This is a genomic window from Sporosarcina sp. resist (assembly GCF_014302295.1).
Taxonomy (GTDB): domain Bacteria; phylum Bacillota; class Bacilli; order Bacillales_A; family Planococcaceae; genus Sporosarcina; species Sporosarcina psychrophila.
The window spans coordinates 3,344,726-3,358,792 of sequence record NZ_CP060287.1 but is presented as its reverse complement, the minus strand read 5'-3'; the positions used below and the strand labels follow the sequence as shown (position 1 = coordinate 3,358,792).

The window sequence follows — 14,067 nt, the reverse complement described above, 5'->3', positions numbered from 1 at the left end:
AACTTTATGGTTCTGGAATTAAACTAGGAAAATGGGAAGAAACGCACCCATCATTTACATGATTTTAGGTACGTTGTGCAAGAAGCTATCGTGAATGTTTAAACTTTTATGATGTTTCTAAAGCGACTGACCGCATATTAAGTGGATTGCATGCGTACTTCAAAACAATTGGAAAAGGATATTTGGCTATTTTATAGAATACCAATAATATGCTGATCAAGAAGTGATATCAGGAAAGGATGTTAAAATCATGAAACCACATAAAGACCAAGCAGTGGACTTTCTACATCTTATCGTCTCTGGAAAGATTGACGAAGCCTATAAAAAATACGTAAGCCCAGATTTCCGCCATCATAATCCATATTTCCCGGGGGATGCGGATTCGCTTAAGCAAGCGATGGAAGAGAATGACGGTATCAGCCCAAACAAAACGCTCGAAGTGAAGCAGACGATTGAAGAGGGAGAAAACGTGATGGTTTATTCCCACATCAAACAGAAGGTGGAGGACCTAGGGGCAGCGGTTGTCCATATTTTCAGTTTTCATGAAGGCAAGATTGTTGAAATGTGGGATGTTGGCCAACCCGTGCCGGAAGATTCACCAAACGAGAATGGGATGTTTTGATGGCCTCGTTATTCAACATCCAGCCGGAAACCGCCTCTCGATATTGAACCTGTACTTGTTGGCGTAGGTGCTTTTTGAATTTATGCGTTTCTGGCTATTCAGCCTTAAGCAATGGTGAAAATATTCTTACACGTTATCATCGAATACATCAGCGAACTGATTTTTGGAACTAGAGGGGGAACACCATATGTCGATTGGAACAGAATATTTACGAGTTGTTCGAGAGCGGTTCATCGGGTTAAAAGGGCAAGGTGAAAAAACATTCGACCAGTTGAATGAGGATGATTTTCATTGGACGTCAAACGACGATTCAAACAGCATCGCGATTCTTATTCTGCATTTAAGTGGAAATATGGTTTCGAGGTGGACGGATTTTCTGACGACGGACGGTGAAAAGCCGGACCGTAATCGTGATGGGGAATTCGAAACGAAACGATTGTTAAAGGCGCAGCTGATGGCTCATTGGGAACATGGCTGGTGCGTTTTTTTTGATGCGCTGGAAAGCTTGCATGAGCAAGACTTGGAAAAGAATATTCATATTCGCGGGCAGGCACATTCCGTCATAGATGCGATTGAGCGGCAAATGGCGCATTATGCTATCCATATTGGACAAGTCATGTTCATTGGAAAACAGATTAAAGGAGAGCAGTGGAAGAGTCTAAGCATTCCGAAGGGCGAATCTGACGCGTACTTGGCAAGGATGCTGAAGGGGAAATGAAAGTATAGGCGGACTACTGAGATATGACGCCTTACAGAAATGCAGGGTGTTTTTCTCATGTTATTGCTGTGAGTAAATACAAATAGTTTATGAGTATCCATAATTAATGGAATAGTGTGATTGTATTCTTTGTAGTGTGAAAATAATGTCGGAGGGGTAAATGGTGTATAAGATTGTGACTCTTACAGTTGAAAGAAACAACCCAGAACTGTACATACCCACTTTTTAGAGTAATTACTTACAGATGAAGTTTGTAGGTTTAGTGAAAAGATTGGAAGATTGAGTCCAACCCAATTTGAGATGAAAAACATCCTTGAATGAAAGATTCTAAGATGAAACTACAAGAGAAAAAGCAATTGATAATGTTCTGGCACTACAAATAAGCTGCAACAGATAAAGAGTAACATCAATAACTTTGTTTATGAAATTACTATTGTAATGCTCGACCAGATAAATAATTTGAGAGTCACAGATGGTGAAATTGAAGATGTACTCAACATGGAAAAAGGTTGTAGGGTTGTTGGAGAGGTTCTTTACTACTTGAATCTTGACTGGACAAATAAAAACTTTAAATATGAACAAGATCATCTACATCCAGATAATAGGTTTAGCGAAGGGAAGCCAGTATCTGTTAGTATGGAAGATTGGAGAATCTGGCGAGGCCTACGTAATCGACTACCTAATCTACATTTCTGTTTTAACAGGGAAGGAACCGATGGACCCTGTTATAAAATGAATTTTAGCCCAGTGGTGGTACCTGTATATTGAGCTAAAAACAACAAACACCGCTAGAGTTATCCTAGCGGTGTTTGTTATATTAAGTAAATTGTGGTGATGAAATTATATCGTTAATAATATTTTTGCGATAAACATTAATGAGTAAATAAAAAAATACTGTTACATAGCACCACTATCTACTAATATTTGCTCAATCTCTTTAAACCCTTTTTTTCGTGCATGTTGTAGAGGGGTGACATTATTTTTATCAGGAATAGTTACATCTGCTCCGTTATCTATAAGTAATTGTACAGTTTCCTGTTGTACTTGGTTTCCATTATTTAAAATGATTGCTTCCATTAAGGCTGTCCAACCGAGATTATTTACATGATTAACATCAATATCAGTCGAAGTAAGAAGTTCCTTGATAACATCGAGATATCCATGTTCGGAGGCAGGGATGAGAGCAGTTCCTCCATATCGGTTGGTAATAGTGGGGTCAGCACCGGCCTCGATTGTTAACTTTAGAATGTCCAAGTACCCCTCAGCGCCAGCATACAAGAAAGGATTGTTTTTCATGTCATCTTGGATATTGACGTCTGCACCGGCTTTAATTAAGGCTTTTGCCGTGACGACGTCATTATTATACGTAGCTAACATAGTGGCAGTACGACCGTTTTCATCCTTTACGTTTATATTTGCCCCTTTAGTAATCAGTCTACTTACGCTATTTGTATCTTTAAGTTCAACCGCATTAAGTAATTCTAGGTTCAATGTATTTTCCTCCCTTTTCTGTTCGGTAGGTATACCTTTCCCACCTGTAACGCAACCTTGTAAAATAAGAATACTTCCAGCCAGCATAATCAACCACTTCTTCATAAAGTGCTCCTTTTTTAATTTCAATTACCTGCACGTGGAGCTACTCAGATCATTCGCTACAATTACATAATAATAGAATGAAGATCGGACAAATTGGCGAATGTCTGGTTTTATTGTATGGTCATTCACGTGTGTTAATTATTTGTCTTTGTGTCAAGCACAGATGCCCTCCACTTACTTATTCTTACGAAGAACACCCACTACACGAGCTACAACTACTCCCGGAGTCAGAGCTCCCTCCATCCGAAGGAGCACTTGGCATAGCTCCGGCGTCTGTTCCCACTTCAAACGAATTCACATTGGTGACAATCTCGTTCCATTCTTCTTTATAATCGAAGTCGGTTGCAAAGCCTGGTGATCCGTCTGCGAAAGCACCGGTCACTTTTTTCTTCTTCACTTGAATTGTTTCATACTCATAAAAGGCGAATAGTGAGGCACCATACCAATAGCCGTCTTTTCGTTTAACACGCTTTCCATTTGACTTCATCACTTGTTGTCGTGCGAAATTGAGAAAGGTAGCCAATGTATGTGTCGAGGCGGCATCGGATGAGTGACGCCCAAACGACTCAATTATGTCTTTTGGATCATTCACTATACGCTCTATCCATTTTGCGTGTTCTTTCTTTTTTTGCGCGAATTTCCCCCATAGATGCGAGCGGGAAGTAACGTTGAAAAAAGAAAGATATAACACGTCGAACCAAGCGCGTTCATTTGGAAGAAGTGTTGGTTTTTCATGAGGGTGATGTTCAATCTGTTCACCAATGAAATCTAAACAGAATTGATTATACAGCTGCTCTTCTTCTAAAAAGAAGTGCCAAATATCGTCTACCTTTTTGGAAAACATCGGAAGTCTTTTTGAGATACCTGCTAACAAAAGAAATTTCTTGAGTTCATACCACTGTTCTCGCAGTTCGGCATCTGTTAGCGTACGATTTCTATTCTTTACACGCACATTTACAGTTTTCTCTATCTTCCTTGACCAGGCGCGATTGAATTGTCTGAAAAGTTGTTTGGTCTCTTTGTCTGCCCATGGCGGAGCAGTCAATTTCTTTGAATAGGAGTATGGTTGACCCTTCATTATCAAAAAAAGGTTTGGACATACAAATACAAGAAAAACTCCTACAAATATCAAGTATGGTTCCATTTACTTTTCCCCCTTACGTAATGCTGATCTATTGTGTAAGAAGTGATTATAGAGTATTTATATTTATAGTAATTTTACCATAAAATGCATTTGTTTGTTTATTCGGGTGTGTTAATTGTTGGTCTTTATAACTGACACAGGTACCATGGCAAGTTGCTATCAAGAATCTAAATCAATGCCAAAACGTTGTGCAATCAATGTTTTGGCATTTCATATTTTTAATAGATAATAAAATTAAGATTGATTCATGGGATTAATTTGCTCTGCGATATACGCTGAATCCAGGTATAGGCCATCTTTTAACCACCATATAATGACACCAATAATAGAGGCAGCTTTAATATCTGTATCTACAATGATTTTTCTTCCACTAATTTTAGATTGATTTCTGCGGGTTACTATTAAATCTTTCATCAACAAAAGTAAATGTTTTTCAACTTGTTCAAACTGTACTAAAGCAAGTATGTAACTTCTTTGATCAAGAAGATAATCCAATAGCTGTATCAAGTGCTCTTTTCGATTCCTATCAAAAATGGAAGTTAAGTTTTCTATTTTGTCAGTTAGCACTTGTAAAATATCACTTACCAAATGTTCCTTCAACTCATTGATATTTTGATAGTGTAAATAAAAGGTGGTCCGGTTCAAATTCGCTCTCTTTGTTAATTTTTGGATAGAAATTTGGTGTAGTAAGTGACCTTCTTGTAAAAGTGTTAGTAGGGCTTCCTTAAGCATTTCCTGTGTACGTATGGGACGAGAACCTTCTTTAAAAGTCATTTAAATTATTCCTTTTTTATAGGCTATGTTAAAGTTAGTGGTTGATTTTGAATAAATTGACCTCTTTTGTAATATCCTGACTGTATATCTTACAAAAGGGGCAATTTAAATGACTTTAACAAACATAATAAGTAATATTTCTTCTCTAAATGATAAGGACAAAGAATACATTTTACATTATCTAACTCGTCATTTCTCGCCCTCATCCTCACAACAAGGTGCTTTAATTGGTGAATTGAGAGAAAGGAAGTTTTCACACGGTTTTCATTGCCGGCATTGTGGAAGTACATCAGTGGTTCGTTACGGGAAGCGAGACGGTCGCCAACGTTATAAGTGCAAAGACTGTCATAAATTAAGTTGTGATTTAACCAATTCCCCTATGTATCGTTCGAAAAAGGCACACAAATGGATTCCATTTATTGAATGTATGTTGAATGGTCAATCACTTCGTGAAACAGCTTCTCAAATTGGCATCACTCATGTAACTGCTTTTTACTGGAGGCATAAAGTGTTGTCTGCTCTTGCAAAAGAAAGTATCGGTATATTTGAAGGAATAGTAGAGGTAGATGAAACATACTTCTTAGAAAGTTATAAAGGACGAAGAGTTATTCCGAATCGCAAACCAAGAAAACGTGGCGGTTCTGCTACCAAAAGAGGTATTTCTAATGAACAAGTCTGTGTATTAGTAGCTAGAGACCGAAACAAAACAACCCTTTCAAAACGAGTCGGTTCAGGTAGAATTCTAATGGAACAAATTGATAACGCCCTTACATCGCATTTTAAGAATGATACGGTGCTTATTTCCGATGCTCACAATTCTTACAAATCTTACACATCTACTAACGATGTGGAACACATCATCATAAACGCTAGTAAGAAAGAATATGTAAAGAAGGGCATATACCACCTCAATAATATTAATAATTACCATTCCCGTTTAAAGAAATGGATAAGTCGCTTCAATGGTGTTTCTACAAAGTATTTACAACTGTATTTAGTGTGGTTTCAATTCCTCGACAATAGAAAAATGGAAAGTGATTTGAGCAAGAAAAAGCAAATGCTTATCTTGGCAAGTGTTCATGGAACTTGGGAAACCGCAGATAAGTTGAGACTGAGAAACTTTGCATTCTAAATGGAATGATAAAGCACATAAAAAAGAGCCTGAAAAATATATCCAAACTCTCGGTATTTTGGTGTCTGTTTTTTTGCTAAAGCCTCGACAGTTGAATCAGGATTGTTAATCCATATAGTAAAAATTATCATATCAATGATTTGGCTTCGGATTTTTATTAAAATATTTTATCTTTATATTTACTTTTACTGACTATTTCCTCTGCATTCGTTTTTGTCCATTCCAATATTGAACTATCTGGGTTATTTTCAATGAAGCTTTCATTGATTTGATAACCTATTTTGTAATTCGACCATAGTGGAATATCTTTAGCTGGGTAACCATAAACAAACCGATTGTAAATTTTATAATCAGTAGAATTACCATTTATACGTAATTCATCTAAAACCCTAGCTGCTACATCCTCTGGTAGAGTTTGTATCCACGGAGGACTTATCTCAGGATAGAGAGTAGTAGCAAAAGAATCTGCTTTCCCTTCTGTAATTATTGAATCTAATACGCTATTTACACTTTGTTCGCCGTTTAAAGTCATATTGACGGTATGGTGATATTCGTGAGCCATGGCATATTTAATAACTTCTTTTGATGCAGTAGGGTCAATCATTAGTAAAACGTTATCACCAAAATAAGCAAAGCCTCCCACTCCATTCAGACTATACGTCGTCCACCCGTTTTCAGGATTAACTGGAAATAGATAAATTGATGTATTTGAACCCGATGATAATAGCTCAGCTGATTCCAATATTGCTTCTTCAATCCATTGATTGATTTGTTCTTGTTTTTTAAGTAGCTCATTTGTATTTTTTTTCAGTTGTTCTACTTGAGAAGTTGGTCTAAGAGGGTCATTCTTTGTTACTCCTAACTGTAAATAATGAAGAGAGGATTTATCTTTAAATGGTTCCAAAACATGCTCTGTATAGATAGCATTTTTATCAAGTTCAGGTTTCTCACTAATTATTCTTGCGTATTCCAACACTTCATCAAAAAATGATATAATCTTAAATTCCTGTCCTTTATATGAAAAATAGTAAGTGGTTTCAATAGGAGTATTGTCATCATCCACTTTCTCATGTTCCTCTTCTTGTATTCCTTTGTTTTGTTCTTTAACTTCTGTACAACCAGATATAAAAATAACCATTAACAACAAAATTGAAAAGTTTATCAAACGTCTCATTCTAATCCCCCATGTCCTTTTTTAGATAGATGTAGAAAAGGAAGGTTTTTTTATTTATATACATGAAACTCTTCTTTCACTAAACCGCTCCGTTAGTGGCAATACTTTTATTCACAATCTTTAGATTTATTTTAACATAAATATCCAATTGAGGTTAAACATTTTTTAATTATGTGAAGTGTGTTCTTCATTCCGTTTTAAGATTAATCAACCTTTCCCTTTAACATAGCCTTTTTATATTTAATTTTCTGCTAATCGACAGAAATGACCTGATTGTATATGGGTTTTTTTCTTCTTCTGCTATGCTGTTTTTTAGACAATTCGTCGATAACAGGTACTATATGGGGAGGGATTTTATATGCAAAATGAAATATCGAGTAGTACTAAAAAATTGCTACTTATCATCATGATATCAGGAACCTTTTTTTCTACATTAAATCAAACATTGTTAAACGTTGCATTTAGTGATTTAATGGTTGTTTTTGATGTGAATGCTGCAACGATTCAATGGTTAGCCACAGGCTTTATGCTTGTAAACGGTGTGTTAGTACCCATTACAGCTTACTTAATGAAACGTTTTTCAACATGTCAGTTATTTATCAGCTCATTGTTATTTTACTAATCGGCTCTATTGTCGCAGCATGTGCGAATAATTTTGGTGTACTATTAACAGGTAGAATGGTTCAAGCTGTGGGTGCTGGTATTATCATTCCATTAATGATGACTGTCATTGTATATTTATACCCTCCGGAAAAACGTGGCACAATTATGGGGAATGTTGGCTTCGCCATTATTTTTGCGCCAGCAATTGCACCAACATTAGCAGGATTTATTTTAGAGTATTTATCTTGGCGATGGTTATTTATCATCATGATTCCTTTCGTAACATTGATTATTATTATAGCAAGTAAGTATTTAGTTAATGTTGCTGAAACGTCGTCAAAAGAAAAGCTCGACATAGTCAGTGTGATTTACTCAACTGTTGGCGTTGGATTCGTTCTTTTTGGCTTTAGCAGTGCAGGCAGCCGAGGGTGGGATGATTTAATCGTTCTTACATCAATTGTCGGAGGTTTGCTTGTAACGATATGGTTCTGTCATCGACAAATAAAGGCTCCTGAACCTTTATTGAATTTAAATGTCTTCAAATTCAAAATATTTACTATGACGACAGTAGTTAATATTGCGATTACAATTTTAATGTATGCCGATTTAATATTACTGCCGATTTATTTGCAGGATGGACGAGGGTTTACAGCACTTGAAGCAGGATTGTTATTATTTCCGGGAGCTATTATCAATGCAACGCATTCCCCAGTAGCAGGTAAGCTATTCGATAAATATGGGGCAAAACCTTTATTCATTTTAGGAACGGGTTTAATTGCGATATCGATGTATGCAGTTATTGATTTATCACCAGAAACAACAACAGCATATATTTTAGTTCGTACAATTTTATTACGTATTGGTTTGGCGTTTATTACGATGCCGTTAAACACAGCTGCTTTAAATGCATTACCAAGAGAATTAGCCTCTCATGGATCGGCGATTAATAACACAATTCGCCAACTAGCTGGAGCAATTGGTACAGCAGTTATCATGACGATTTATTCTATTCAATTATTGAATGTTTCTTTAGAATCTACGACAGGTTATAGTAGTGCGGCGAGTAACACGTACTTCTATATGTTTGTTATCTCTATAATAGTGTTCATTATCACATGGTTCACGCCGAAAAAGACAAGTTAAAGTGAATTTTAGGTACCTGTTTTGAATTGTATTTTAGAAAAATAGAAGCACGCCATCTATGCTGTCAGCAAAACAGCGAGATGGCGTGCTTCTGTTGTACGTTTTAAAATTTCTTTTTGAAGTACGGTGTTTTTTTCAGTGCGATACATACTGGAATCGCGATAAGTAAACCTACAACGTTTTGGATGATGTCTCCAGGAATTGATGCCATAGGAGCAATCCAGCTTTTGAACATAATCGCTTGCCCGATATAGTACACTGCAATCATCACGGGCATTGAAACAACTGCTCCCAAAATGTTTAACCCCATATTGTCGCCTCTATGGCCATTAGACCAAGCGATTTTCCCGACAATTAAGCCTTGTAATGCGCGGGAGATAATTGTCGTTGGTGCCCAAATTGCCCAGCCACCTAAGATATCGAATAAGCCCATTCCGATTGCTCCAGCAAGTGCCCCTTTTTTAGGACCGAATAAAATCGCTGCCATGAAAAGCATAGATGTCCCTAAGTGAATCAGTCCACCTTGCCCGAATGGTAACTTAATATTAATCAATGTTGCGGTGAAAATAAGTGCTGCTAAAATTGCGGTAATGACTAAATCAAATGTTTTCGTTCGTGGTTTTATATAGGCTTGTTTTTGTATATTTTGCATCTGCATCTTCCTCACTTTAATGAATATTTTGGTTGCTTTAACTTTAGCAAAGAGCTGACTATTGTTAAAGTGTCAATTTCATTGAAGTGTAAAGGGTCAGATTGTTTTGTCGGTAAATTAATAGTTTTTGGTGCATTTTCGCCTCTGCATTATTATGATACGATGAAGAGAGTACAAGTAGGATTAGTTAGGTGGCGAATGTGATTAAAAAAGTTGCTGTAATTCAGGATATGTCATCTTTTGGGAAGTGCTCGTTAACGGCTGCAATTCCTGTGCTATCAGTGATGGGTGTACAGGCAGTTCCATTGCCAACTGCGATTTTAACGGCGCAGACTGGGTATCCAAGCTTTTATTGTGAGGATTTAACGTCAAAAATGGACTATTTTGTGGAGGAATGGAGAAAGCTTGGTGCAACCTTTGATGGCATACATACAGGCTTTGTGACAGGAAAAGAGCAAATTGATAACATATTTCAGTTTTTACACGTGTTTCATTCGAGTGAAACGAAGCTGCTTGTCGATCCGGTAATGGGCGATACGGGCGAGGTATATAAAATGTTTACAGGCGAGTTACTTGATCGTATGAAGGATTTAGTGAAGTCCGCTGACATTATTACGCCAAATATTACAGAGTGTTGCTTGCTTACAGGGTTGTCGTATGAGAAGCTACAGAACTATCAAAATGAGTCAGATTATATTCAGGTGCTAGAGGAGGCGGGCCATCAGCTACAGCATGAAACAGGGGCGAACGTCATAATTACTGGTTTGAATCCGCCGCCAGCAGATGCGAACAAACGCTATGTAGGCAATATGTATATCGATGCAAATCGCTCATTTTATAGTATCCGTGACTATAATGGTGAGAGTTATTCGGGAACTGGTGATTTGTTTGCATCGGTCATAATGGGTGGAATGATGCGTGGACAGGACATAGTGGAGTCCATGAAGCTTGCGGAGGCATTTTTAGCCGCTGCGATTGAAGCTACGTCAAAAGAGCAAGTTCCGAACGAGGCAGGCGTGAATTTCGAACAATTTTTGCGAATGTTGCTTTAGGTGATTGACAGTTACCTGGGAATTCCGGCCGATGTTCGGAGTCGTTTCTAAATTGAAAGTGTGACTGTCATCTATCATGACCTACAATATGGTTTAACAATACGTACAAGAGCAGTATACTTCCTTTGGAATAGGGAGGTATACTGCTTTTTGCGTAATAAAAAGCTTTATTCCACACATCATTAATTTAAAGTATCCGGTTCTGAAACTATTCGAAATTCAACGAGAACCTGCTACCCATTATCGCTACGCCTTAGGTCTTAGAAAAGGATAATACTAAGGTTCAATGTGGAATATATTCCTATTTTATACAATAGAGATGCAACTAAAACGATGGAAGGGAGCATATACTTTCAAGTCTGATTTTTTGAATTACTTTAGTTTTTAGGAGGAGACTTTCTATGTCGATATTTACCAAATGGGCTTTTGGTAACAGGGCCGCTGTAGCTGCATTAACCATTTTAATAATAGTGATAGGCGTCGTCAGTTATTTTAGACTACCTATGGAGTTTTTACCATCTGCCGATAATCCGCAAGTCACTATTATTTCCATGGGTCAGGGAACTGACTCCAAAACAATGGAATCCGAAGTAACCATCCCGATTGAAAGAGCAATTACAGGATTAAATGGTAAAACCTCAGTCTACTCTACAACTGGAGATGGATTTTCAAAAGTGGATCTGTTCTTCGAGGCAGGAACTGATATGAAACAAGCCAAACAGGACGTACAAGAAGCGTTAAGTAATGTAGCTTTGCCTCTCTATCTCTCCAAGCCGACAATCTCACAGCTAAATACTTCTATGATTCCAATTGCTAACATTGCCGTCAGCTTTAATGAAGGTTTGACTACCGAAAATCTGGATTTTGCACGTGAAAAACTTCCATCTCTCTATCAAGAAATTAAAGGGGTTTCCAAAGTAGATGTCTATGGGATTACAGATTCCATCATTTCAGTCAAGATTGATGATGGAAAATTAGCTGAAAATCAGATTTCTCTTCAAGCGGTTATGGGGATTCTTCAAGGTCAAAATACTGCTGTAGCTGTCGGTGAAAAGATGATCGATGGAAAAACAAGTAATATTAAAGTAATAGGTGATTTAACAAGCATCGAAAAATTGAAAGGTTTAACGATTACACCTGATTTAACGCTTGCGGATATTGCAACGGTTGAAGAAACAAAAGATGCGAATTTCATTAGCCGTTTCAACGGTAAGGATAGCTTAGATATTAGCATCACAAAGGATAGTCAATCCAATGCAGTGACTATTAGCAAAGAAATTGAAAAAGTAACAAAGGAAATCAATGAAAAGTATAATCAGCAAGAATCTGTTATTTATATATCCTCTGCTGATTTGGTAGAAAATTCTGTTCACACGATGATAAAAGAAGTACTCCTTGGCGCACTATTTGCAGCGATTGTCATTATGCTCTTCCTACGAAATATCCGTTCTACCTTTATTACCATTGTATCGATTCCTTTATCCCTTTGCTTCACACTATTTCTACTGTCATGGTCTGGGGTGACATTGAATATTTTAACACTTGGCGGTGTCGCTGTTGCAGTTGGGCGTCTAGTTGACGACAGTATTGTCGTCATCGAAAATATTTTTCGCAAAATGCAAACAGAGAAATTCTCCGTCCAAATGATTATTGATGCAACGAAACAAGTAGGAGTCGCTATTACTGCTTCTACATTAACAACAGTAGCCGTTTTCTTACCGATGAGCTTATTAAATGGGGGCCTTCAAGAATTCCTTTTACCATTCGCTTTAACGGTTACCTATTCTTTGCTCGCATCTCTGCTCGTCGCATTAACGGTTGTTCCGTTAATGAGTGCAGGATTATTGAAGAATACAAAGTTGCCTGAACATAAGCCGGCCGTTCGTTTCCCGAAAGTTGTTACATGGTCCTTAAACCATAAATGGATTGTCTTCTCGATTTCCATCTTCCTTTTCATCGGATCCATCGCTACTTACTTTGTTATCCCAAAAGGTGCAGTTGATAGCTCCTCTGCAGACTATGTCTTGACCACGCTAAGTTACCCGAATGATACACCAATTGAAAAAGTAAAGGAAAAAACAATGGAACTGGAGTCATCTATTCAAAAAATGGATGAAGTAAAACATGTGTTTTCACAGGTAGGTTCTCCAGCTGAAGCGGCACAATATGGCTGGGTTGGATCACAGACTGAAGCAACCTTCAGTATTTTATTAGAAGATAAAAATGATACAGAACACATCGTAAAAGAAATGGAAAAGAAAAAAGATCAATATCCTGATGCCCTCTTAGAAGTAACTACCTCTTCCTTTATGATGGGAGGAGCAAGTACGAATATTATCATTGATGTAGTAGGTGATAATTTAGCAGATTTAGAAGATGTGGCAACTACTATAAAAGAAAAAGTACAGATCCTTGAAGGCGTAGAGGAAGTTACGACCAATCAAGATGAAAAGAAAACAGTATACTCCCTCGTTGTAGACCCAACAAAAGGAAACACCGAACAAATTGCACAACAGTTAGGAGTGATGTTAAATAAGACACCAATTGGAACGATTAGTTTAGATGATAAACAAAAAACTGTATTTCTAGAACCTCTCCTAGATACAAAAACACCTGAAGACATAGAAAATATACCAGTCATGACTGATACGGGTCTTGTCCCTGTATCATCCATTGCTAAGTTACAAAGTGAAGAGCGTTCAACTAACCAGTTCCATAAAGATGGGGATGCCTACCTCCGAGTAACAGCTTCAGTTGATCCAGCCAAGCTATCGGAAATTTCGAAGGCAGTAAATCTAGAAATTTCCGGCGATAACAATGACAAAAAAGGCATAGATCTTCCGGAGAATGTCGATGTTCTAGTTGGAGGATCAAGTAGCCAACAAGCAGATGATTTTACAGATTTATTTCTCATTATGCTTGTTTCCATCGGGATTGTATTTTTAATAATGGTTATCACATTTAAGTCAATCAAAGCGCCAATCGCTATTCTTTGCTCTCTACCACTAGCTGCAATAGGAGCCATTTTAGGAATTCTTATCAGTGGAATACCAGTTGATATCACGGCACTTCTAGGAGCATTAATGCTAATTGGTATCGTCGTAACAAATGCGATTGTACTTTTAGACCGAGTAAAACAAAATGAACAAAAAATGATTATTCGTGATGCGCTTGTTGAAGCAACCGCAACAAGGATGAGACCGATTTTCATGACCGCGATTGCAACTATCTGTGCGATGCTTCCACTTTTAGTGAAACAAGCAGAAACGGGAAGTTTAGTATCACAAAGTCTCGCGATTGTTGTTATCGGTGGGTTAGCCATGGCGACCCTGCTAACTCTGATTGTTATCCCTTGTATATATGAATTGCTTTATTTTAGAAAGTCTAAGAAACAGCGAATTAGTCAGGCTGCTGAACAAGATATTTCCATATAATAAAAAACCAGACCTTAGCTTAA

The 14,067-nt window shown here is 37.4% G+C and carries 10 protein-coding genes and 1 pseudogene; 6 read left to right on the top strand and 5 right to left on the bottom strand.

Annotated elements, in window-relative coordinates; genetic code table 11:
- Positions 1 to 250: 250 nt before the first annotated feature.
- Positions 251 to 622, top strand: a complete 372-nt coding sequence (locus tag H7992_RS16440; RefSeq protein WP_067210937.1) for a nuclear transport factor 2 family protein — start codon at positions 251 to 253, stop codon at positions 620 to 622.
- A gap of 187 nt (positions 623 to 809) precedes the next feature.
- Positions 810 to 1,340: a DUF1572 family protein gene (locus H7992_RS16435; RefSeq protein ID WP_187045306.1), complete on the top strand. Its 531-nt coding sequence runs from the start codon at positions 810 to 812 to the stop codon at positions 1,338 to 1,340.
- An 897-nt stretch (positions 1,341 to 2,237) separates the two neighbouring features.
- On the opposite strand, the gene H7992_RS16430 is transcribed toward H7992_RS16435, so the two are convergent.
- From H7992_RS16430 to H7992_RS16420, 3 genes are all read right to left on the bottom strand, one after another.
- On the bottom strand, positions 2,238 to 2,936 hold the full coding sequence (locus H7992_RS16430) for an ankyrin repeat domain-containing protein (RefSeq protein ID WP_187045305.1): 699 nt from the start codon (positions 2,934 to 2,936) through the stop codon (positions 2,238 to 2,240).
- 184 nt (positions 2,937 to 3,120) lie between these two features.
- Positions 3,121 to 4,080, bottom strand: a complete 960-nt coding sequence (locus tag H7992_RS16425; RefSeq protein ID WP_187045304.1) for a glycine-rich domain-containing protein — start codon at positions 4,078 to 4,080, stop codon at positions 3,121 to 3,123.
- Between the two features lie 234 nt (positions 4,081 to 4,314).
- Positions 4,315 to 4,854 (bottom strand): TetR/AcrR family transcriptional regulator, encoded by a 540-nt coding sequence (locus H7992_RS16420; protein WP_187045303.1) that lies wholly within the window; start codon positions 4,852 to 4,854, stop codon positions 4,315 to 4,317.
- Positions 4,855 to 4,963: 109 nt separating this feature from the next.
- On the opposite strand from H7992_RS16420, the gene H7992_RS16415 reads away from it, so the two are divergent.
- On the top strand, positions 4,964 to 5,986 hold the full coding sequence (locus H7992_RS16415) for an IS1595-like element ISSpps1 family transposase (RefSeq protein ID WP_067210926.1): 1,023 nt from the start codon (positions 4,964 to 4,966) through the stop codon (positions 5,984 to 5,986).
- Positions 5,987 to 6,143: 157 nt separating this feature from the next.
- Here the strand turns inward: H7992_RS16415 and H7992_RS16410 are convergent, their stop codons facing one another.
- Positions 6,144 to 7,160 (bottom strand): DUF2268 domain-containing putative Zn-dependent protease, encoded by a 1,017-nt coding sequence (locus tag H7992_RS16410; protein ID WP_067210925.1) that lies wholly within the window; start codon positions 7,158 to 7,160, stop codon positions 6,144 to 6,146.
- Between the two features lie 358 nt (positions 7,161 to 7,518).
- On the opposite strand from H7992_RS16410, the pseudogene H7992_RS16405 reads away from it, so the two are divergent.
- Positions 7,519 to 8,906 (top strand): annotated as a pseudogene (locus H7992_RS16405) (DHA2 family efflux MFS transporter permease subunit).
- 103 nt (positions 8,907 to 9,009) lie between these two features.
- On the opposite strand, the gene H7992_RS16400 reads toward H7992_RS16405, so the two are convergent.
- Positions 9,010 to 9,558, bottom strand: a complete 549-nt coding sequence (locus H7992_RS16400) for an ECF transporter S component (protein WP_067210922.1) — start codon at positions 9,556 to 9,558, stop codon at positions 9,010 to 9,012.
- A 203-nt stretch (positions 9,559 to 9,761) separates the two neighbouring features.
- Between H7992_RS16400 and H7992_RS16395 the strand changes: the two genes are divergently transcribed.
- Positions 9,762 to 10,610, top strand: coding sequence for a pyridoxamine kinase (locus H7992_RS16395; protein ID WP_067214003.1), 849 nt, complete (start codon positions 9,762 to 9,764; stop codon positions 10,608 to 10,610).
- Between the two features lie 401 nt (positions 10,611 to 11,011).
- Positions 11,012 to 14,044: an efflux RND transporter permease subunit gene (locus H7992_RS16390; RefSeq protein WP_187045302.1), complete on the top strand. Its 3,033-nt coding sequence runs from the start codon at positions 11,012 to 11,014 to the stop codon at positions 14,042 to 14,044.
- Positions 14,045 to 14,067 lie beyond the last annotated feature (23 nt).

Coding starts and splice junctions, on each gene's coding strand:
- H7992_RS16425 (WP_187045304.1), bottom strand. CDS start 4,080: ATGGAACCATACTTGATATTTGTAGGAGTTTTTCTTGTATTTGTATGT.
- H7992_RS16400 (WP_067210922.1), bottom strand. CDS start 9,558: ATGCAAAATATACAAAAACAAGCCTATATAAAACCACGAACGAAAACA.
- H7992_RS16440 (WP_067210937.1), top strand. CDS start 251: ATGAAACCACATAAAGACCAAGCAGTGGACTTTCTACATCTTATCGTC.
- H7992_RS16435 (WP_187045306.1), top strand. CDS start 810: ATGTCGATTGGAACAGAATATTTACGAGTTGTTCGAGAGCGGTTCATC.
- H7992_RS16430 (WP_187045305.1), bottom strand. CDS start 2,936: ATGAAGAAGTGGTTGATTATGCTGGCTGGAAGTATTCTTATTTTACAA.
- H7992_RS16410 (WP_067210925.1), bottom strand. CDS start 7,160: ATGAGACGTTTGATAAACTTTTCAATTTTGTTGTTAATGGTTATTTTT.
- H7992_RS16415 (WP_067210926.1), top strand. CDS start 4,964: ATGACTTTAACAAACATAATAAGTAATATTTCTTCTCTAAATGATAAG.
- H7992_RS16420 (WP_187045303.1), bottom strand. CDS start 4,854: ATGACTTTTAAAGAAGGTTCTCGTCCCATACGTACACAGGAAATGCTT.
- H7992_RS16390 (WP_187045302.1), top strand. CDS start 11,012: ATGTCGATATTTACCAAATGGGCTTTTGGTAACAGGGCCGCTGTAGCT.